Raw genomic sequence first — 19,238 nt, forward strand, 5'->3', positions numbered from 1 at the left:
GTACGGGGTGCGCGGGGGCTCGTCCCCGCGCACCCCGGCGGACCGGCGACAATGGCCGGGTGAGCGAACCGATACCCGTGAGCAGGGCCGTCGACCACGGCACCGCCAAGCTGATGCCCGACGTCGACCGGGACCGGGCCTGGCTGCTCACCGTCGACGGGGCTCCGCAGTCCTACGTCGATCTGGACGAGCCGGAGCACCTGGAGTTCGAGTACGCGCGGCGGCTCGGCCACGCCCTCGACGTGGCGGCGGAGCCCGGCCGGGCGCTGGACGTGCTGCACCTGGGCGGGGGAGCGCTCACCCTGCCCCGGTACGTCGCCGCGACCCGGCCCGGCTCCCGGCAGGACGTGATCGAGGCCGACCGGGGCCTCCTCGACCTGGTCACCGAACACCTTCCGCTGCCGCCCGCCTCGGGCATCACCGCCCACGCCGCCGACGCACGGGCCTGGCTGGAAGCGGCCCCCGCCGACAGCGCCGACGTCATCCTCGCGGACGTCTTCGGCGGCTCCCGAGTCCCGGCCCACCTCACCTCGCTCGACTACGCCCGAGAAGCGGAACGCGTACTCCGCCCGTACGGCCTCTACCTGGCCAACCTCGCGGACGCAGCCCCCTTCACCTTCCTCCGCTCCCAACTGGCCAACTTCACCCCCCTGTTCGAACACCTGGCCCTGATCGCCGAACCCGCGGTCCTCCGCGGCCGCCGCTTCGGCAACGCGGTACTCCTCGCCTCCCACGTCCCTCTGAACACGGCCGCCCTGACCCGCCGCACGGCAGCGGACGCCTTCCCGGCGCGGGTGGAACAGGGCGCGGCGCTAAGCAAGTTCATCGGCACGGCCCGCCCCCTCTCCGACACCGACGCCGTCCCGTCCCCCGAGCCCCCGGACGGGGCCTTCGGCATCGGCTGAGACCGCACTCGCCGTATCCCTGCGCCGCAGTCCCCGGACGTCCGGGATCAGGAGGACCAGGGCCGTGGCCGTGAGGATGAGGGCTGAGGTGCCCCACAGGGACGGGGTGCGGCCGAAGGCTGACTGGGCTGGGCCGGCCAGGGCTGTGGCGAGGGGGATGAGGGCTACTGAGCCGAACCAGTCGTAGGCGGAGACTCGGGAGAGTTTGTGTTCGGGGATTTCCTGGTGGAGGGCGGTCATCCAGGAGACGCCGAAGATCTCCACCGTCGCGCCGGAGAGGAACATGACGGCGTAGAGGGCGCCCACGGGTACCGGGACGGCGAGGGCGGCCGGGGGGAGGGCCAGGGGGAAGACGGAGAGGGTGCCGGCGAGGAGGAGCCGGCGGGGGCGGTAACGGGTCATCAGCAGGGCGCCCGCCGCCGTGCCCGCGCCGAAGGCGCCCAGGGCCAGGCCCCAGGGACCGGCGCCGCCCAGGCTGTCACGGGCGACCAGCGGCCCGTACACCGCGTTGGCCGCGCCGACCACCGCGTTGACCAGGGAGAACTGGACGACGATGCCCCACAGCCAGGGCCGCCCGATGAACTCCGCCCAGCCGTCGCGGAGATCGGCCAGCAGCCCGGTGCCCGGTTCGCGGGGCGGGATATGACTGACGTCGAGGAACGCGCGGCACGCGCCGGCGAGCGCGAAGCAGGCCGCGTCCAGCGCGAGCACCCAGCCGGGCCCGATCGCGGCGACCAGGGCACCACCGAGCGCCGCCCCGCCGAGTGCCGCCCCCTGCGTGGCCATGCGGAACAGGGCGAAGGCCCGGCCCGCGTGCTCCCCCTCGACGGAGGACAGCAGCATGCCCTCGGCCGCCGGACTGAAGAACGCCTGGCCGGTGCCGCCGAGCGCGGTCAGCAGCATCATCTGCCACAGCCGGGGTTCACCCGTCAGGACGAGTACGGCGAAGGCGCCCTGGGAGACGCAGTTGAGGGCGTTGGCCGCGACCATCACCCGGTGCCGGGGCAGCCGGTCCGCGACCGCGCCGCCGATGAGCAGGAACACCACCAGCGGCAGGGTGCGGGCCGCCGCCACCAGACCCACGTCCCCGGCGTCACCACCCGCGTCCAGCACGGCGAACGCGGCCGCTATCAGCGACCCGTTGGCGCCGAGGCTGGTGACGACGGCCGCGCCGGTCAGCAGCGAGTAGTTGCGGCCCGCCCACGAGGGGCGCGAGGAGGAGTCCGGGATCACCGGCCGACTATGGCCGGACGACCCCGCGACTGCCAACCCGATTACGCGCCGTCCGTCAGCTCTCCGTGGGGTCCCCGTGCAGCCGCACCGAGGACAGGATCTTCATGATGGTCGCCGTGTCGACCTCCTCCTTCACGCCCTTGGCGCCGTAGAGGTCGAACGACACGATGTCCTGCGCGGAGTTGCGGAAGGCGAAGGAGATCGCCTTGCCGTCGCTCGCGCACTTGCCCTTCTGCGGGCTGCCCGACGAACTCGCCCACGTATAGGCGCCCTTGACCCCCGAGGACGTGGTGTAGGGCTTGGCCTTCTTGTCGTACGTGAGGCTCTTCTTGTCCGGCTGGGTGTAGCCGCCGTACACGTACCACGGCACCCGCATCACGGCCGCCTGCTCCGGGCTCTTCGCGCCGCTCTCCCCGCGCGTACCGGCCACCGCCAGCGAGGTGTCCTCCGTACGGCCGTCCTTGTCGCTGTCGTCCGTGCACCACTTGGACTTGTAGACGGCGGGCCCGGACACCGAGGTGATCAGCTTGTCGTCGTCCGCGTGGTCCTCCATGAAGTAGGAGGTGTCCGCCGACTCGAGCTGCCACTCCGGCGGCACGTCGAACGCGGTGCCGAACTTCGGGTTGACGACGACCTTCCAGCCCGCGACGACCGGCTTCTCCCCCTCCCCGCCCCGCGGGTTGTCGTCCGGCGCGGACGAACTCACCGTCGGCTCGGGCGTGGGCGACTGGCTGGTCTTCTTGCCGCCCTTGGCCTCGTCGTGCCCGTCGTCCTTGGAGCCGAGGACCAGATACCCCGTCACCCCGGCGGTGACGACGACCGCGAGGGCCGACACGATGGCGACGACCTTGACCCGGTTGCTCCCGCCCGGCTTGTGCGGCGGCTGCGTCGGCGGACCCCACTGGGGCTGCTGCCCGTACGGGTTCGGCTGCGGGTACTGCTGGTAGCCGGGCTGCTGATACGGATTCGGCTGCTGGTAACCCGGCTGCTGATACGGGTTGTCCTGCGGGTTCTGCGCGCCCCCTGGCGGCTGCTCTCCTGGCCACATGGCCAGAACCCTAATGCGCCACGGGACACGTTTCGGTCACCGTCCCTCGTCAGGGGCGTACCGAAACGGGTGGGAGCAGGGCTGGCCAGGTTCGCTACCCGTCGGTAACATCACGTTCATGACAGTTGAGAGCGCCTCCATGGGCGACATGCTGGCCGCCGCGGTGCCGATGGTGCGGACCCTGAACCTGGAGTTCATCGAGGTCACCCCCGAGCGCGCGGTGCTCCGGCTGCCGGACCAGTCCGCGTACCACAACCACCTGGGCGGCCCGCACGCCGGCGCGATGTTCACGCTGGCCGAGTCCGCCAGCGGGGCCATCGTGCTGACCGCCTTCGGCGAGCAGCTCTCGCGGGCCGTGCCGCTCGCGGTGCGCGCCGAGATCGACTACAAGAAGCTCGCCCTCGGCCCGGTGACCGCCACCGCCACCCTGGGCCGCCCGGCCGCCGAGGTCGTCGCGGAACTGGACGCGGGCAGCCGCCCCGAGTTCCCGGTCGCCATCACCATCCAGCGCGAGGACGGCGCCGTCTCCGGCGAGATGACCGTGGTCTGGACCCTGCGCCCCAACGGCTGACCGCCCTCAGCGTGTAGCGGCGGCCGCTGCCCGCAGGGCCGCCGCCGCACCGTGGACGACCGGGTCACCGTGCCCGAAGACAGCCGTGTCCGCGTCCAGCGCGGCCAGCCGGTGCAGCGACTCGACGGCTCGCGCACGGTCGGTGTTGAAGACGCCCAGCATCGTCCGGCCGGCATTGGCGACCGCGTCCCCGGTGAACAGCACCCCCGGCTCCGGCAGGTGGACGGCGATCGACCCGTCCGTGTGGCCGGGTACCGCGACCACCACCGCCCCGCCGCCGAACTCCAGCACGTCCCCGTCCTCCACCTCCCGGTCCACCCGGCACGGCGGAGCCGGGGGCAGGGCGGGGACACCCGCCCGGATCGGGATCTCGAACTCCTCCAGCACCGGCGGCGCCCCCACCGCCTCGCCCCGGATCACCGGCGCCTCCAGCCGGTGCGCCACCACCTCCGCCCCGTACCGCGCGGCCAGCAGAGCCGCCGAACCGGTGTGATCCTCGTGCCAGTGCGTCAGCACGATCCGCCGCAGGTCGCCGTCGAGCACCTCCTCGATCTCCGCAGCCGCGCCCGCCGTCCCGGCGTCGATCAGGGTCAGCTCGTCACCGTCCCGCCACAGATAGGCCGCCCCCACCGGGAAGCGGAGCATGTGCAGCGTCGGCAGTACCTCGATCAGGTCCATGGCTCCAGCCTGCGCGCCCGGCCGCGCGGCCACGCGCGCGTTCGCCGTGGGCTCAGCGGCGGTGCCCGCGGGCGGTGCGCGGCGACCGGGTAGCCTTCCCAGGGGGTGCGCGTCTGCGGCGCGCCCGGCAGGGTGCGATCGGCGACTGGGAGGAACCGCGGTGCACGTGCAGGAATGGCTGGACTCGGTGCCCGCCGTCGCCGTCTACGCCCTGGTGAGCCTGGTGATCGGGCTGGAGAGCCTCGGCATCCCGCTGCCCGGCGAGATCGTCCTCGTCTCGGCCGCGCTGATGTCCTCCCAGCACACCGGGATCGACCCCTTCGTCCTCGGCGCCTGCGCCACGGCCGGCGCGGTGATCGGTGACTCCATCGGCTACGCGATCGGCCGCAAGGGCGGACGCCCGCTGCTGACCTGGCTGGGGCGGAAGTTCCCCCGGCACTTCGGTGAGGCGCATGTGGCGACCGCCGAGCGGTCCTTCGAGAAGTGGGGCATGTGGGCGGTCTTCTTCGGCCGCTTCATCGCCCTGCTCCGCATCTTCGCCGGACCCCTCGCGGGCGTCCTGCGCATGCCGTACTGGAAGTTCCTGATCGCCAACGTGCTCGGCGGCGTGGTCTGGGCGGGCGGCACCACGGCCGTCGTCTACTACGTCGGCATGGTCGCGGAGGACTGGCTCAAGCGGTTCTCCTGGGTGGCGCTGGTCGCCGCGATCGTCGTCGGCCTCGGCTCCTTCGTGATCATGAAGCGCCGCTCGCAGCGCAAGGAGTCGGCCGGGGAGGCCCCCGAGGCCGAGCCGGTCGGCGCCGACCAGGCGTAGGGGCCCCGCCCGCACCCCTCCTACTCGTGCACGGCCCGGTGCGTCTTCGCCAGGTCCGCGTACAGGGTGCCGTTCAGGGTGACGCCCTGCCGCTCCTCCTCCGACAGCTCCCGGCGGACCTTCGCCGGGACCCCCGCCACCAGCGAACCGGGCGGCACGACCATGCCCTGCGGGACCAGGGCCTGGGCGGCGATGAGGGAACCGGCGCCGATCACCGCGCCGTTCAGCACGGTCGCGCCCATCCCGATCAGGCAGTCGTCCTCCACCGTGGCGCCGTGCACCACGGCGTTGTGGCCGACGGAGACGCGCTCACCGATCGCCAGCGGGAACCCGGGGTCGGCGTGCAGGGTGGCGTTGTCCTGGACGTTGGCGTCCGCGCCGACGGTGATCCGCTCCACGTCACCGCGCACCACGGCCCCGTACCAGACGCTCGCGCCCGCCCGCAGGGTCACGTCGCCGATCACCGTGGCGTTGGGGGCGACGAACGCCTCCGGGTCGATCGCCGGTTCCCTACCGCCGATGCCCACGATCAGGGCCTTGTGCGTCATCCGTGTCCACCGTCTCTCTGCCGGGCGGCTGTGCTCTTCACCCAATCGGGCCGGACCGCGCCGGGCGGTCTCCCCGCGCACGGTAGGGCATCGCGGGGCCGGCCGGATGGGGTGAAGATCACAGCGGTACGGCGCCTCGCAGTGAGTGACCGCTGAGTAACGTGGGCGGGTGCCGAAGCCCAAGAACACGTTCACCTCCTGGCGGCAGGGGCTCGCCCAGCGTGCCGTCCATGCCGTGTGGGGCTGGGCGCAGCGCCGGGGCGCGGTCACCGCCGGGCATCCGGGCCGTTTCCGGTTCGGCGCGATCGGTGAGGCCACCCGGCTCGCCTTCCCGCTCGGCACGGTCTTCGGGGAGCCCTGGATCACGCTCGGCTCGCACTGCATCATCGCCGAGCAGGTCACCCTCACCGCCGGTCTCATGCCCGACCTCGACCTCGGCCCCGAACCGATCCTGCGCATCGGTGACGGCGTGGTCCTCGGCCGGGGCAGCCACGTCATCGCGGACACCACGGTCACCATCGGCCGCGACTGCTACTTCGGCCCGTACGTCTACGTCACCTCCACCAACCACTCCTACGACGATCCGCACGAGCCCATCGGCCGGCAGTGGCCCCGCATGGAGCCCGTGGAGATCGGCCCCGGCTGCTGGATCGGCACCGGCGCGGTGATCCTGCCCGGCGCCCGGATCGGCCGGAACGTGGTGGTCGCGGCCGGCGCGGTGGTGCGCGGCACGGTCCCGGACCACGCCGTGGTCGCCGGTGCGCCCGCCCGCGTTGTACGGCGCTGGACCCCCGACGAGGGCTGGCAGCCACCGCTGCGCACCCCCGCCCCGGTGCCGCCCCCGGCGGGGGTCACCGGCGCGCAACTGGGCGCGCTGGCCGCGCTGGACGAGGAACAGGTCGAGCAGCTCGCCAGGCTGGACGCGGAAGGCTGAGCGGGCGCGTGCTCCGCACCGCGCAGTACAGTGCGGTGCACGGGCGGGTGCGGCGCACGGCCGTCCCGTGCACCCGATCCGGTCATTCCTGGCCCGTGACCGACGGGGCCTCTGTGGCCTCTGTGACTCCCGATGTGATCTGCAATGGACGTGATGTGGCGGACCTCGACCTGCTGACCCAGTCCCTCGCGCGCAACGTCCGCCGCTGGCGCACCGAGCGCGGGTTCACGCTGGACACGCTGGCCGCCCGCGCCGGGGTCAGCCGGGGCATGCTCATCCAGATCGAGCAGGCCCGCACCAACCCCAGCATCGGCACCGTCGTCAAGATCGGCGACGCGCTCGGGATCAGCGTCACCACGCTGCTGGACTACGAACAGGGGCCGCGTGTCCGGGTCGTCCCCGCCGACCAGGCGGTCCGGCTCTGGCACACCGAGGGCGGCAGCTACAACCGGCTGCTGGCCGGCACCGAGGCGCCCGGCCCGCTGGAGCTGTGGGACTGGCACCTGATGCCGGGCGAGCACAGCAGCGCCGACCCGCACCCCTCCGGCACGGTCGAGCTGGTCCACGTCACCGCCGGCGAACTCACCCTGGAGGTGGACGGGGTACGGCACGCGGTCCCGGCCGGGGCGAGCGCCACCTTCGAGGCCGACACCCCGCACACCTACGGCAACGACGGCGACGTACCGATGCGGATGGTGATGGCGGTCTCCGTGCCACCGGTGCGCTGAGGGGCGCCCGCGCGACGGCTGTTACGGTGCCGCCATGCGCGCCCCCATCGGAGACTTCGACAACGCCGTCCCCGCCCCCGAGGCCCTGGCCGAGCTGACCGCACCGGTCGCGGAAGCGGTACGGAACTGGCAGGGCTCGGTCCCCGCCGAGCAGATCCTCTACGTCGACACCGACCCGGACCTCGCGGACACCGCCGTCTTCGTGCAGCACTACGGCGCCGACCTGCCCGAGCTGAGCGCCAACTGCGTGGTGGTCGCGGGCAAGCGCGGCGGCGAGACCACGCTCGCCGCCTGCCTGGTGCTGTCCCGGACCAAGGTCGACGTCAACGGCACGGTCCGCCGCCAACTGGGCGCCCGCAAGGCGTCGTTCGCCCCGATGGAGCTGGCGACCGGCGAGACCGGCATGGAGTACGGCGGCATCACCCCGCTCGGACTCCCCGCTGACTGGCCCCTGTTGGTCGACCCGGCCGTGCTGGAGCTGTCCTACGCCCTGGTCGGCAGCGGCCGCCGGCGCGGCAAACTCCTGGTACCGGGCAAGGCGTTCGCGGAGATCCCCGGCGCGGTCGTGATCGAGGGGCTGGGTATCTAGCCGAGCCGGGGGATCTCGATCGCCGGGCAGGCGTCCATCACCATCTCCAGGCCCGCCGCCCGCGTCCGCTCGTACGCCGCCTCGTCCACCACGCCGAGCTGGAACCAGACCGCGCGGGCGCCCTTGGCCACCGCCTCGTCGGCGACCGCGCCGGCCAGCTCGCTGTTGACGAACACGTCGACCACGTCCACGTCGAACGGGATGTCGGCGAGGCTCGCGTACCCCTGCTCGCCCCCGACCGGCTCCGCCTTCGGGTGCACCGGTACCACCCGCTTGCCGTACCGGCGCAGCACCTCGGCGACCCCGTAGGCGGCACGGGACCGGTTGTTGGAGAGGCCGACCACCGCCCAGGTGTCGCCCAGACCGGTCAGGATGGTGCGGATCGTCGCCTCGTCGCCGTACACGGCGGCCTCCTCCAAGCGCGGGAACTGTGCCGTGGGAACAACAGCGGGTGCCGTCCGCCGATTCCCCCGCATGCCCGCCACGCTGTCCGGAATCGGCGCAAGGTGCTGCGTCCGGGCGTCTCCGCGCCTACGCTCGCTGCGTGCTGCGCATCCTCGACGCCCGGACCGGTGAGCCCGTCCCCGCCACCCCCGCCCGCCGGGGCCTGACCCGAGTGGAGGCCCACGCGGGCGGCCTCGACCTGACGGCGCTGCGGGTCCTGCTCACCGCCGACCTCCTCGTCCGCGCGCTGGAGCTGGGCGGCACCCCCGTCTGGACCATGCTCACCGCACCCCGCGAACAGGCCGAACTCGGCACGGCGGCAACGGCGTTGAGCATCCGCCCCTTCGAGGACAGCCGGGATGTCGCCTCGGGCCTGGGGGAGGCCCAGGTGGTGCATGTGCGGGCCGCGACCGAGGAGCCGCCCGGCGCCGGAGTGGTGGTCGCCGTGGCCCCGGCAGGGTGGGACGGGTCCGGGGAGGACGTGCAGGGGCTCCTGGCGGACCCCGGTGCCCTGCGCCTCGCCCTGCTCTCCGTCCCGCGCGGCGAACCCGCCGAGCTGGACGCGGGCGCCCTGGAGGAGGCCGCGCGGACCGCCGCCGAGTGGCGGACCGGGGTGGCCCGCTGGGCGAACCAGCCCTCGCGCCCGGTGCCGGACGAGGTGCGGTCCCGGCTGCGCGCGGCCTGGGAGGACGACCTCGACCTGCCCGGCGTCCTCGCGGTCCTCCGGGACGTGGCGAACGCCCCGGACCTCCCCGACGGCGCCCGCTTCGAGACCTTCCTCTACGCCGACCGCCTCCTCGCCCTCGACCTCGCGGGGGAGCTGGGGAACCCCGGCTGACGTTCAGCCCACGTGCACCCAGGGCCGGCGCTCCGGGTCCGGTTCCGCGCGGCGGAGTACCTCGCGGGTGACCGGGGCCGCCTCGCCGTTGCCGAAGACCAGGAACTGGAGCAGGTGGCCGATCGGGTTGCCCTCGGTCCAGTTGAAGTAGACGTGCGGGACCTTGCCGGTGCGGTCGCGCAGGGCGAGCAGGACGGCCGCGATGGTGTTGGGCACCGTCGGCCCGTCCGCGCGCAGCCGCCGTACGCCGTGCTTCTCGTCGCCGTGGACGGTGATCTCGGCGGTGAAGTCGGAGGAGTCCCGCACGAACACCTCCAGGAACACCACCGAGGCGCCCTTGGGCAGCCGGGTGTGCTGGCGCTGCTCGCGCTCCTTCTCCCGGTACTCCCGCCTGCTGTGCTCCTGCGGCTCGTTGGCGATGAGCTGGAGCGGGCCGTGCTCGGCGGCCTCGTCGACGATGCGGAGCGCGGCCTCGTCGAACACCACGTCCGTGGCGCGGAGTTCGAAGGCACGGTGCACACGGGAGCCGAACGAGGTCAGCATGATCAGCACGATGAAGATCGACGCGATCTTGATGCCGTCCGGCCGCTCGATGACATTGGCGACCAGGGTGTAGGCGAAGACGGCGGTGATCGTGCCGAAGCCGAGGGTGGCCGCCCGGTGCCCGCGCCGGTGCACCGCGACCGTGGAGGCGAAGGCCGCCGAGAGCATCAGCACCAGCACCCCGGTCGCGTACGCCCCGCTCTGCGCGTCCACGCTGGCGTGGAACCACAGGGTGATCAGCACGGCCGCCACCAGGAACACCAGCACCAGCGGCCGTACCGCGCGCGTCCACTCCGGGGCCATGCCGTAGCGGGGCAGATAGCGCGGGACCAGGTTGAGCAGTCCGGCCATCGCGGAGGCGCCCGCGAACCAGAGGATGGTGATGGTCGACAGGTCGTACACCGTGCCGAAGATCTCGCCGAGGTACTGGTGGGCGAGATAGGCGAGGGCGCGTCCGTTGGCCGGGCCGCCGGTCTTGAAGTCCTTCTCCGGGATCAGGATCGTCGTCGCCAGGCTGGAGAGCAGCAGCAGGCAGCTCATGATCAGCGCGGCGGTGGTGAGCAGCTTGCGGGCGCCCCGGATGCGGCCCGCCGGGTTCTCGTAGGTGTCCTGGGCGCCGCCTTTGATCTGCGGCATCACCGCCACGCCGGTCTCGAAGCCGGACATGCCGAGCGCGAGCTTGGGGAAGACCAGCAGGGCCACGCCGACCATGGCGAGCGGGGAGGAGTGCTCCGCCGTCATCAGATGCGTCCAGTCCTCGATCCGCACCGGGTGGGTGAGCACCTGGTAGGCGCAGACGGCGAGGACCACGACATTGAGCGCGAGATAGGTGGCGACCAGGACGACCGCGATCCCGATGGCCTCCTGGAACCCCTTCAGGAAGACCGCGCCGAGCAGCCCGAGCAGGACCAGGGTGATCCAGACGCCCTCGCCCTGGGTCCAGTGCGGGGCGAACGGGTTCTCCATCACGTGCGCCGCCGCGTCCGCCGAGGACAGCGTGATGGTGATCATGAAGTCGGTGGCGGCGAACCCGAGCAGCACCAGTACCAGGATCTTCCCCGACCACCAGGACAGCAGCCGCTCCAGCATGGCGATCGAGCCCTCGCCGTGCGGGCTCTCCCGCGCCACCCTGCGGTACACCGGAAGCGCGCCGAACAGGGTCAGCGCGATCAGCACCAGGGTCGCCAGCGGGGAGAGGGCACCCGCCGCGAGGGCGGCGATGCCGGGCTGGTAGCCGAGGGTGGAGAAGTAGTCGACGCCGGTCAGGCACATCACCCGCCACCAGCGGTGGCCCTCGTGGACCTGGTGCGGGGTGCGGTGCGGCCCTGGATGCCGGGCGGTCCGCTCGCTCAGCCCCTCCAGCAGCCAGCCTCGGCAGCGGGCCCGCACGGAGTCCGGGGCGGGTCCGCCGGGGTCCGCCGGCTGCACGGGGACGCTGGTCATACGCTGCTGCCTCCTCACCCGCGGCCCACCGCGCGGGCCGCCTGATCGCTGAGCGCGTCTGCCCCGCATCCTCCCCCGCACACCGGGGACGGGCGGTCGCGGCGCTCCGCATAGGCTGGCGGGATGCAGGACGAGTACCGCACAGTGGCCCGCGCGGGTGTGCACGAGACCGAGATCAACCGCTCCCGCTTCCTGTGCGCGCTCGCCCCGGCCGCCACCGAGCAAGAGGCGCAGGAGTTCATCGCCGGGGTCCGCAAGGAGCACGCCGACGCCACGCACAACTGCTGGGCGTACGTCATCGGCGCCGACGCCTCCACCCAGAAGGCCAGCGACGACGGCGAACCCGGCGGCACGGCCGGGGTGCCCATGCTCCAGATGCTGCTGCGCCGCGACATGCGGTACGTGGTCGCCGTCGTCACCCGGTACTACGGCGGGGTGAAGCTCGGCGCGGGCGGCCTGATCCGCGCCTACGGCGGCTCGGTCGGCGAGGCGCTGGACTCGCTCGGCACGCTCACCCGGCGCCGCTACCGGCTGGCCACGGTGACCGTCGACCACCAGCGCGCGGGCAAGGTGCAGAACGACCTCCGCTCCACCGGCCGCGAGGTCCGCGACGTCCGCTACGGCGAGGCGGTCGCCATCGACATCGCCCTCCCCGACGCCGACGTGGACGCCTTCCGGGGCTGGCTCGCGGACGCCACGGCCGGCTCGGCGGCCCTGGAGCTGGGCGGAGAGGCGTACGGGGACGCGTAAACCCGGCCAATCGGGCATTACGCCCAAATCCGAAGCGACCGGGGCGCGTTGTCCGACCCTGCCGTTAGTCTCGGGGTCCATGAGACTCCTGCACACCTCCGACTGGCATCTCGGCCGGGCCTTCCACCGGGTGAACATGCTCGGCGCCCAGACCGAGTTCATCGGTCATCTCGTCGCCACCGTGCGCGAGAAGGCCGTGGACGCCGTCGTGGTGTCGGGAGACGTGTACGACCGCGCGGTGCCCCCGCTGGCCGCGGTCGAGCTGTTCGACGACGCCCTGCACCGGCTCGCCGAGCTGGGTGTGCCCACCGTGATGATCTCCGGCAACCACGACTCGGCCCGCCGGCTCGGCGTCGGTGCCGGACTCATCGACCGCGCGGGCATCCACCTGCGCACCGATCCGGCCGCCGTCGGCACCCCGGTCGTCCTCGCCGACGACCACGGCGACGTCGCCTTCTACGGGCTGCCCTACCTCGAACCCGCCCTGGTCAAGGACGAGTTCGCCGTGCCCAAGGCCGGACACGAAAGCGTGCTCGCCGCCGCCATGGACCGGGTGCGCGCCGACCTCGCCGGCCGCGCCTCCGGCACCCGCTCCGTCGTCCTCGCCCACGCCTTCGTCACCGGCGGCGAGGCCAGCGACAGCGAACGGGACATCACCGTCGGCGGAGTGGCCGCCGTACCCGCCGGGGTCTTCACCGGCGTCGACTATGTCGCCCTCGGCCATCTGCACGGCTGCCAGCGGATCAGTGAGCGCGTCCGCTACTCCGGCTCCCCGCTCGCCTACTCCTTCTCCGAGGCCGACCACCGCAAGAGCATGTGGCTCGTCGACCTGGACGCCGGGGGCGCGGTCACCGCCGAGCGCCTCGACTGCCCGGTGCCGCGCCCGCTGGCCCGCCTCCGGGGCACGCTGGAGGAGCTGCTCGCGGACCCGGAGTTGAGCCGCCACGAGGACGCCTGGGTCGAGGCCACCCTCACCGACGCCGTCCGGCCCGCCGACCCCATGGCCCGGATCGCCGCCCGCTTCCCGCACACCCTCAGCCTCGTCTTCGCCCCCGACCGCGCCCCGGACGACCCGGCCGTGTCCTACGCCCGGCGCCTCGCGGGCCGCAGCGACCAGCAGATCGCGGAGGACTTCGTCGCCCATGTGCGCGGCGCCGCCCCCGACGACCGGGAGACCGAGGTGCTGCGCGACGCCTTCGACGCCGTACGCGCCGACGACGCGGCGCGGGAGGTCGCCCGATGAGGCTGCACCGGCTCGACATCACCGCCTTCGGCCCCTTCGGCGGCGCCCAGAGCGTCGACTTCGACGCGCTCTCCACCGCCGGGCTCTTCCTGCTGCACGGCCCGACCGGCGCCGGGAAGACCTCCGTCCTGGACGCCGTCTGCTACGCCCTCTACGGCTCCGTCCCCGGCGCCCGGCAGGGCGGCCAGGGCACCCACCTGCGCAGCGACCACGCCGAACCCGGCACCCGCACCGAGGTCCGGCTCGAACTCACCGTCGCCGGACGCCGACTGGAGATCACCCGGCAGCCGCCGTGGGAGCGTCCCAAGAAGGGCAACCGTCAGGGCACCACCGTCGACAAGGCCCAGACCTGGCTCCGCGAGTACGACGCCGAGCGCGGTACCTGGAAGGACCTCAGCCGCTCGCACAACGAGATCGGCGAGGAGATCACCCAGCTCCTCGGCATGAGCCGCGAGCAGTTCTGCCAGGTCGTCCTGCTGCCCCAGGGCGACTTCGCCCGCTTCCTGCGCGCCGACGCCGAGGCGCGCGGCAAGCTGCTCGGCCGCCTCTTCGACACCCAGCGCTTCGCCGACGTGGAGAAGCGGCTCGCCGAGCGCAGGCGGGCCACCGAGGCACGGGTGCGCGAGGGCGACACCGCGCTGCTCGCCGACGCCCACCGCATGCAGCAGGCGGCCGGTGACGCCATGGAGCTGCCCGGCCTCGCCCCCGGCGATCCGGGGCTCGCCGTCGCCGTCCTCGCGGCGGCGGCCGTGGCCCGCAGCACCGCCCGCGAACGCCTCACCGTCGCCCACTGCGGACTCACCGCCGCCGAGTCCGCCCACACCCGCGCCCAGGAGGAACTGGCCGAGGACCGCGAACTCGCCCGGCTGCAGGCCCGGTTCACCGAGGCCCAGGGCCGCGCCGCGCGCCTCGCTGAGCGGGCGGGGGAGTACGAGGAGACGCGGGCCCGGATGGAGCGCGGCCGCAAGGCCGAGACCGTGGCGCCCGCGCTGGAGCTGCGCGAGGACGCGGAGAACGCCCACCGCAGGGCCGCTCTGGCCGAGGCGAACGCCCGGCGCGCGCTGCCGGAGGACCAGGCCGACTCCGGCGCCCCCGGCCTCGCGGCCGCCGCCCGCCGGGCCGCCGAGGAGCTGGGGGGCCTCGCCTCCGCCCGCCGCGCCGAGCACCGGCTCACCGAACTGCTCACCGAGCGCGCCGGGCTCGACCGGGAGGAGCGCGCCGACGAGGACACCGCGCGCGAGGCGGACGCCTGGCTCGACGGCTGGGAACCCGCCCGCGCCGCCCTCCAGGCCCGTATCGACGCGGCCCAGGAGGCCGCCTCCCGTGCCGAATCCCTTGCCGCCCGGCGCGACCCCGCCCGGCGGCGGCTCGACGCGGCCCGCCGCCGCGACCGGCTGACCTCGGACGTCGCGGCCGCCGGACGTCAGGCGCTGGACTCCGGGCAACTTGCCCAGGACCTGCGCGAACGCTGGCTCGACCTCAAGGAACAGCGCCTGACCGGCATCGCCGCCGAGCTGGCCGCCCACCTCACCGACGGCGCCCCCTGCGCCGTCTGCGGGGCCACCGAGCACCCCGCCCCGGCCCGCAAGGACGCCGGACATGTGGACCGGGACGCCGAGCAGCGCGCCTTCGAGGCCCATCAGGAGGCCGAGCGGGAGCACGACCGGGACAAAGAGCGCAGCACCGAACTGCGAGCCGCGCTGGACGCCGTCACCACCGAGGTCGGGGACACCCCCGCCGACCGCATCGCCGCCGAAGTCACCGAGCTGGAGCGGGAGTTCGAGCAGGCCCGCCGGGACGCCTCCGCCCTGCACGCCGCCCACGAGGAGCTGCGCCGGGCCGAGGCGGAGCGCGAGCAGCGGCTCCAGGCGCGCCAGCAGTCCGCCGTACGGGCCGCCGCCCGGCTCACCCGGCGCGACACCCTCGACCGTGAACAGGGCACCCTCGAAGCCGAGTTGACGCGAGCGCGCGGCACCGCCGAGAGCGTCGCCGCCCGCGCCGCCCAGCTCGAGCGGCTCGCGGCCGTGCTCACCGAGGCCGCCGACGCCGCCCGTACGGCCGAGGAGGCGGCCGTCCGCCTGAAGGACGCCGACGCCCGCCTCGCCGACGCCGCCTACCGCGCGGGCTTCGACACCCCGGCCGCCGCGGCCGGTGCCCTGCTGGACCCCGCCACCCACCGCGCCCTCCAACACCGGCTGGACGAACGGCAGTCGGAGGAGTCCGCCGTACGCGCCGTCCTCGCCGAGCCCGAGACAGTGGCCGCCTCCAAGCGGGCGCCCGCCGACCTCGCCCTGGCGGGGGAGCGCGCCGCCGACGCCGAGCGTCGCCTGCGGGAAGCCGCCTCCGCCCGTGACGAGGCCGCCCGCCGCACCACCGAGCTGGACCGGCTCTCCGCCCGCGCCGAGGACGGCGCCCGGCGCCTCGCCCCGCTGCGCGAGGAGTACGACCGGGTGGCCCGGCTCGCCGCCCTCGCGGCCGGCACCAGCGCGGACAACGAACGCCGGATGCGCCTGGAGTCGTACGTCCTGGCCGCCCGCCTGGAACAGGTCGCCGCCGCCGCGACCGCGCGCCTCAGGCTGATGTCCGCCGGGCGCTACACCCTCGTCCACTCCGACGACCGCAGCGGACGCGGGCGCAGCGGGCTCGGGCTGCATGTCGTGGACGCGTGGACCGGCCGCGAGCGGGACACCGCGACCCTGTCCGGCGGCGAGACCTTCTTCGCCTCGCTCGCGCTCGCCCTCGGCCTCGCCGACGTGGTCACCGACGAGGCGGGCGGGGTCCGGCTCGACACCCTCTTCATCGACGAGGGCTTCGGCAGCCTGGACGACCAGACCCTCGACGAGGTCCTCGACGTGCTGGACTCCCTGCGCGAACGCGACCGCAGCGTGGGCATCGTCAGCCACGTCGGTGACCTGCGCCGCCGCATCCACGCCCAGTTGGAGGTCGTCAAGGACCGCACCGGGTCGTCGCTGCGCCGGCGCGGGGTCTGACGGAGGTCAGGCCAGTACGCCGTCGATGGCGAGCGGCAGATGGCGCGGCCCGCGCAGCACCGCGTTGGGCCGGTACGGCGGCGGGTCCGCCACCAGCCGGGGGTTCTCCAGCCGCCGCGCCAGCTCGGCCAGCGCGATCTGCGCCTCCAGCCGGGCCAGCGGCGCGCCGAAGCAGACGTGGATGCCGCTGCCGAAGCCGAGGTGCTGAAGGTCTTCCCGGTCGGGGTCGAACCGCTCGGGGTCCTTGAAGCGCTCCGGGTCCCGGTTGCCCGCGGCCAGCATCAGCCAGATCCGGGAGCCCTTGGGGATCGTCACCCCGCGCACCTCGATGTCGGTGATGCAGGTGCGCTGCGGCACGAGCTGCACCGGAGGCTCGTAACGCAGCAGCTCCTCCACGATGTTGACCGCCAGCTCCGGCTCCTCGCGCAGCCGCTGGAGGTACTCGGGGTGGCGCAGCAGGGTGAGCATGCCGTTGGCGATCAGGTTGACGGTGGTCTCGTGGCCGGCGATCAGCAGCAGGACGGCCGTGCTGAGCACCTCCATCATGGTCATGGCACCGTCCGGCCCCTTCCCGGCGGCCAGGTCGGACAGCATGTCGTCGCGCGGGTCCTTGGTGCGCTCCTCCACCAGCCCGGCCAGGTACATGCCGAGCTGGGTCCGCGCCTCCTGCGCCTTCCGCGCGAACTCGGGGTCCGCGCCCTGCCGGGTCTCCGGGTCCAGGCTCGCCACGATCGGGTCCACCCAGGACCGGAACCGGGGTTCGTCCTCGCGCGGCACCCCGAGCAGCCGGCAGATCACCGTCACCGGGAACGGATAGGCGAACTGGTCCACCAGGTCGATCTCGGTCTCGCCCGCAAGACCGTCGATCAGCTCGGCGACGATCCTGTGCAGCTCGCCCCGCATGTCGTCGATCCGGCGCGGCTCGTGCGGCGGCCCGAACGCGCTGTTGGCGATGCGCCGCAGCCGGTCGTGCTCCGGGGGGTCCTGCCGGATGAACGACGGCGGCAGCCCGGTGTTCTCCGCCTGGTTCAGCTCGTCGGCGCCCGCCGCCGCCAGGTTCGCCGCGTCCGAGCTGATCCGGGGGTCGTGCAGCAGGCTCTCGATGTCCCAGTACGAGGAGATGACGTACGGGCCGTCGTCCTCCTCGTGCAGCACCGGGGTGCGGCGCAGCTCGGTGTAGAGCGGGTAGGGGTCGGCGCGGTTGGCGAAGTCGGTGATCCGGGCCACCAGCGAGGGTTCGGTCATCACAGGTCCTTGGAGCGTCGGGGCCGGACAGCGGTCAGTGGTGGCCGGGGGTGAAGACCAGCCGGCGGTCGGCCGGTGAGTAACCGCTGAGGGTCACGGTCGGGCCGTGGGTCGGCAGGGCCGGGTCGGGGAAGTCCGCCGGGACCGCCTTGCGTCCCTCGGGACGCCGGTCCACCGTCGGGTACTCCACCGGGAAGGGCGCCCCCTGCTCGATCTGCCGCTGGCAGTACTCCAGCCAGCGGGCGTTGTCGAAGGTCACGGCGGCCACGATGCGGCCCTTGTAGCCGTACACGCCGACGAACCGGCGCTCGGCCGTGGAGCCCTGGATGATCATCAGCTCGTCGCCCATGGGCGGCACGCCCACCGACTTGATGTTCACCCCGAACTGCGAGGACCAGAAGGCGGGCATCCACATGTGCGGGCGCCGGTCGGAGGCGGGGCAGATCATGTTGTGCGCGGCCGTCTCCGCCTGCGCCACCGCGTTGCCCCAGTGCTCCAGCGACAGGAACTGGTAGCCGAACAGCGCGTGCGGGGAGCGGGCCACGTCACCGGCGACGAACACGTCGTCCGTGACGATCCCCCGGAAGTCGAACGCCCGGCACCCCGCGTCGCTCGCGATGCCGCGCGGCCCCGCGCCGAGCCCCGAACCGGTCAGCCACTCGGTGTTGCGCAGCGACCCCAGCGAGACCACCACCACGTCCGCCTCGACCACGCTCTCGTCGGACAGATGCACCGACCGCACCCGGCCCATCGGGTCGCCCTCCAGCGCGGTCACCGTGACATGGGTGCGCAGGTCGACGCCGTTCTCCAGATGCAGGTCGGCCGCGACCGCCCCGATCACCCCGCCGAGCGCCCCCACCAGCGGGGCCCCCGCGCGCTCCGCGACCGTGACCTCCAGGCCCATCTCCCGGCAGGCGGAGGCCACTTCGGACCCGGCGAACCCGGCGCCGATCACCACCACCCGTTTCGCCCCGGCCCGCAGCCGCTCGGTGAGGGCGACCGCGTCGTCACGGGTGCGCAGCACGAAGACGCCGTCCAGCTCGGCCTCCTCCGCCACCGGCCAGGGGCGGGCGCGCACCCCGGTGGCGATCAGCAGCCGGTCGTACTCCACCTCCTCGCCGTCGGCCAGCAGCACCCGCTTGCCCGTCAGGTCCAGCCCGGCCGCCGGGACCCCGAGCCGCCACTCGGCGTCCAGGTGCCGGCGCCGGGGCAGCTCGGTGTGGCGCGGGGACGCCTTGCCCAGCAGCACCGCCTTGGACAGCGGCGGCCGGTCGTACGGGTCGTACGGTTCGTCGCCGATCAGGGTGAGGGAACCGGTGAAGCCCTCCGCGCGCAGCGTCTCGGCCGCCCGCAGCCCGGCCAGCGAGGCACCGACGATCACGATGCGGCCCTCGCGGCGCAGCCAGTCCACGTAGTCAGCGGCCATCGCGCGGCTCCCAGGGGGCACCGGAGAAGACCTGCGTGGGCTCGACGGGCGCGCCCTCGTGCAGGCCCTCCACCGTGATCGCCTGCACCGGGCAGGCGGCGGCCGCGCGAGCCACCGCGTCCCGGTGCTCCTCGGCGGCGAGCGGGTTGTAGAGCAGCGCCTCCTCGCCGTGCATGGTGAACACGTCGGGAGCGAGGAACGCGCACTGGGCGTATCCCTGGCACTTGTTGAGATCGACGACGATCCGCATCGACGCTGCGCCCTTTCC

The 19,238-nt window shown here is 73.7% G+C and carries 19 protein-coding genes; 10 read left to right on the forward strand and 9 right to left on the reverse strand.

Annotated elements, in window-relative coordinates; all coding sequences use genetic code 11:
- Positions 1–59 precede the first annotated feature (59 nt).
- On the forward strand, positions 60–905 hold the full coding sequence (locus tag E5083_RS27435) for a spermidine synthase (protein ID WP_135788367.1): 846 nt from the start codon (positions 60–62) through the stop codon (positions 903–905).
- Here the strand turns inward: E5083_RS27435 and E5083_RS27440 are convergent.
- Entirely contained in the window at positions 813–2,135 is a 1,323-nt protein-coding gene (locus E5083_RS27440; protein WP_135788529.1) for an MFS transporter, read from the reverse strand. The genes E5083_RS27435 and E5083_RS27440 overlap by 93 nt on opposite strands.
- 58 nt (positions 2,136–2,193) lie before the next feature.
- Positions 2,194–3,186 (reverse strand): DUF8017 domain-containing protein, encoded by a 993-nt coding sequence (locus tag E5083_RS27445; RefSeq protein WP_135788368.1) that lies wholly within the window; start codon positions 3,184–3,186, stop codon positions 2,194–2,196.
- 118 nt (positions 3,187–3,304) lie between these two features.
- Here E5083_RS27445 and E5083_RS27450 point away from each other — a divergent pair, with 118 nt between their 5' ends.
- Positions 3,305–3,757 carry a DUF4442 domain-containing protein gene (locus tag E5083_RS27450; RefSeq protein ID WP_135788369.1) on the forward strand — a complete coding sequence of 151 codons (453 nt, stop codon included), beginning with the start codon at positions 3,305–3,307 and terminating at the stop codon, positions 3,755–3,757.
- 6 nt (positions 3,758–3,763) lie between these two features.
- Here the strand turns inward: E5083_RS27450 and E5083_RS27455 are convergent, their stop codons facing one another.
- Positions 3,764–4,435, reverse strand: coding sequence for an MBL fold metallo-hydrolase (locus E5083_RS27455; RefSeq protein ID WP_135788370.1), 672 nt, complete (start codon positions 4,433–4,435; stop codon positions 3,764–3,766).
- A gap of 160 nt (positions 4,436–4,595) precedes the next feature.
- On the opposite strand from E5083_RS27455, the gene E5083_RS27460 reads away from it, so the two are divergent.
- The gene (locus E5083_RS27460) at positions 4,596–5,249 is read left to right on the forward strand and encodes a DedA family protein (protein ID WP_135788371.1); all 654 of its coding nucleotides are present in this window, start codon (positions 4,596–4,598) and stop codon (positions 5,247–5,249) included.
- 20 nt (positions 5,250–5,269) lie between these two features.
- Here the strand turns inward: E5083_RS27460 and E5083_RS27465 are convergent, their stop codons facing one another.
- Complete coding sequence (locus E5083_RS27465) at positions 5,270–5,797, reverse strand: gamma carbonic anhydrase family protein (RefSeq protein ID WP_135788372.1); 528 nt, start codon at positions 5,795–5,797, stop codon at positions 5,270–5,272.
- A gap of 169 nt (positions 5,798–5,966) precedes the next feature.
- Here E5083_RS27465 and E5083_RS27470 point away from each other — a divergent pair, with 169 nt between their 5' ends.
- The 3 genes from E5083_RS27470 (at position 5,967) to E5083_RS27480 (ending at position 8,048) form a co-directional block, all read left to right on the forward strand.
- A complete protein-coding gene (locus E5083_RS27470; RefSeq protein WP_135788373.1) occupies positions 5,967–6,731 on the forward strand; it encodes an acyltransferase in 765 nt (254 codons plus the stop codon).
- Between the two features lie 155 nt (positions 6,732–6,886).
- Positions 6,887–7,459 (forward strand): helix-turn-helix domain-containing protein, encoded by a 573-nt coding sequence (locus E5083_RS27475; RefSeq protein WP_135788374.1) that lies wholly within the window; start codon positions 6,887–6,889, stop codon positions 7,457–7,459.
- A 34-nt stretch (positions 7,460–7,493) separates the two neighbouring features.
- A complete protein-coding gene (locus E5083_RS27480; protein WP_135788375.1) occupies positions 7,494–8,048 on the forward strand; it encodes a YbaK/EbsC family protein in 555 nt (184 codons plus the stop codon).
- On the opposite strand, the gene E5083_RS27485 is transcribed toward E5083_RS27480, so the two are convergent.
- Positions 8,045–8,452, reverse strand: a complete 408-nt coding sequence (locus E5083_RS27485) for a CoA-binding protein (protein WP_135788376.1) — start codon at positions 8,450–8,452, stop codon at positions 8,045–8,047. The two genes, E5083_RS27480 and E5083_RS27485, sit on opposite strands and share 4 nt — an antisense overlap.
- Before the next feature lie 140 nt (positions 8,453–8,592).
- Between E5083_RS27485 and E5083_RS27490 the strand changes: the two genes are divergently transcribed.
- On the forward strand, positions 8,593–9,330 hold the full coding sequence (locus E5083_RS27490; protein ID WP_135788377.1) for a hypothetical protein: 738 nt from the start codon (positions 8,593–8,595) through the stop codon (positions 9,328–9,330).
- Between the two features lie 3 nt (positions 9,331–9,333).
- Here the strand turns inward: E5083_RS27490 and E5083_RS27495 are convergent, their stop codons facing one another.
- Positions 9,334–11,316 carry an APC family permease gene (locus tag E5083_RS27495; RefSeq protein ID WP_208754171.1) on the reverse strand — a complete coding sequence of 661 codons (1,983 nt, stop codon included), beginning with the start codon at positions 11,314–11,316 and terminating at the stop codon, positions 9,334–9,336.
- Between the two features lie 123 nt (positions 11,317–11,439).
- Here E5083_RS27495 and E5083_RS27500 point away from each other — a divergent pair, with 123 nt between their 5' ends.
- From E5083_RS27500 to E5083_RS27510, 3 genes are all read left to right on the forward strand, one after another.
- Positions 11,440–12,066: a YigZ family protein gene (locus E5083_RS27500; protein ID WP_135788378.1), complete on the forward strand. Its 627-nt coding sequence runs from the start codon at positions 11,440–11,442 to the stop codon at positions 12,064–12,066.
- A 79-nt stretch (positions 12,067–12,145) separates the two neighbouring features.
- Positions 12,146–13,309, forward strand: a complete 1,164-nt coding sequence (locus E5083_RS27505; RefSeq protein ID WP_135788379.1) for an exonuclease SbcCD subunit D — start codon at positions 12,146–12,148, stop codon at positions 13,307–13,309.
- Positions 13,306–16,299: an AAA family ATPase gene (locus E5083_RS27510; RefSeq protein ID WP_135788380.1), complete on the forward strand. Its 2,994-nt coding sequence runs from the start codon at positions 13,306–13,308 to the stop codon at positions 16,297–16,299. The genes E5083_RS27505 and E5083_RS27510 overlap by 4 nt, the downstream gene beginning before the upstream one ends.
- A gap of 6 nt (positions 16,300–16,305) precedes the next feature.
- Here E5083_RS27510 and E5083_RS27515 read toward each other — a convergent pair whose 3' ends face one another.
- Genes E5083_RS27515 through E5083_RS27525 form a run of 3 tightly spaced genes read right to left on the reverse strand, consistent with a single transcriptional unit; the run spans position 16,306 to position 19,220 of the window.
- Positions 16,306–17,544: a cytochrome P450 gene (locus E5083_RS27515; protein WP_135788381.1), complete on the reverse strand. Its 1,239-nt coding sequence runs from the start codon at positions 17,542–17,544 to the stop codon at positions 16,306–16,308.
- A gap of 34 nt (positions 17,545–17,578) precedes the next feature.
- Positions 17,579–18,970, reverse strand: coding sequence for an NAD(P)/FAD-dependent oxidoreductase (locus E5083_RS27520; RefSeq protein ID WP_135788382.1), 1,392 nt, complete (start codon positions 18,968–18,970; stop codon positions 17,579–17,581).
- Positions 18,960–19,220 carry a ferredoxin gene (locus E5083_RS27525; RefSeq protein WP_135788383.1) on the reverse strand — a complete coding sequence of 87 codons (261 nt, stop codon included), beginning with the start codon at positions 19,218–19,220 and terminating at the stop codon, positions 18,960–18,962. The genes E5083_RS27520 and E5083_RS27525 overlap by 11 nt, the downstream gene beginning before the upstream one ends.
- Positions 19,221–19,238: the final 18 nt, after the last annotated feature.

Origin of the sequence: Streptomyces bauhiniae, assembly GCF_004784475.1 — a bacterium.
Taxonomy (GTDB): domain Bacteria; phylum Actinomycetota; class Actinomycetes; order Streptomycetales; family Streptomycetaceae; genus Streptomyces; species Streptomyces seoulensis.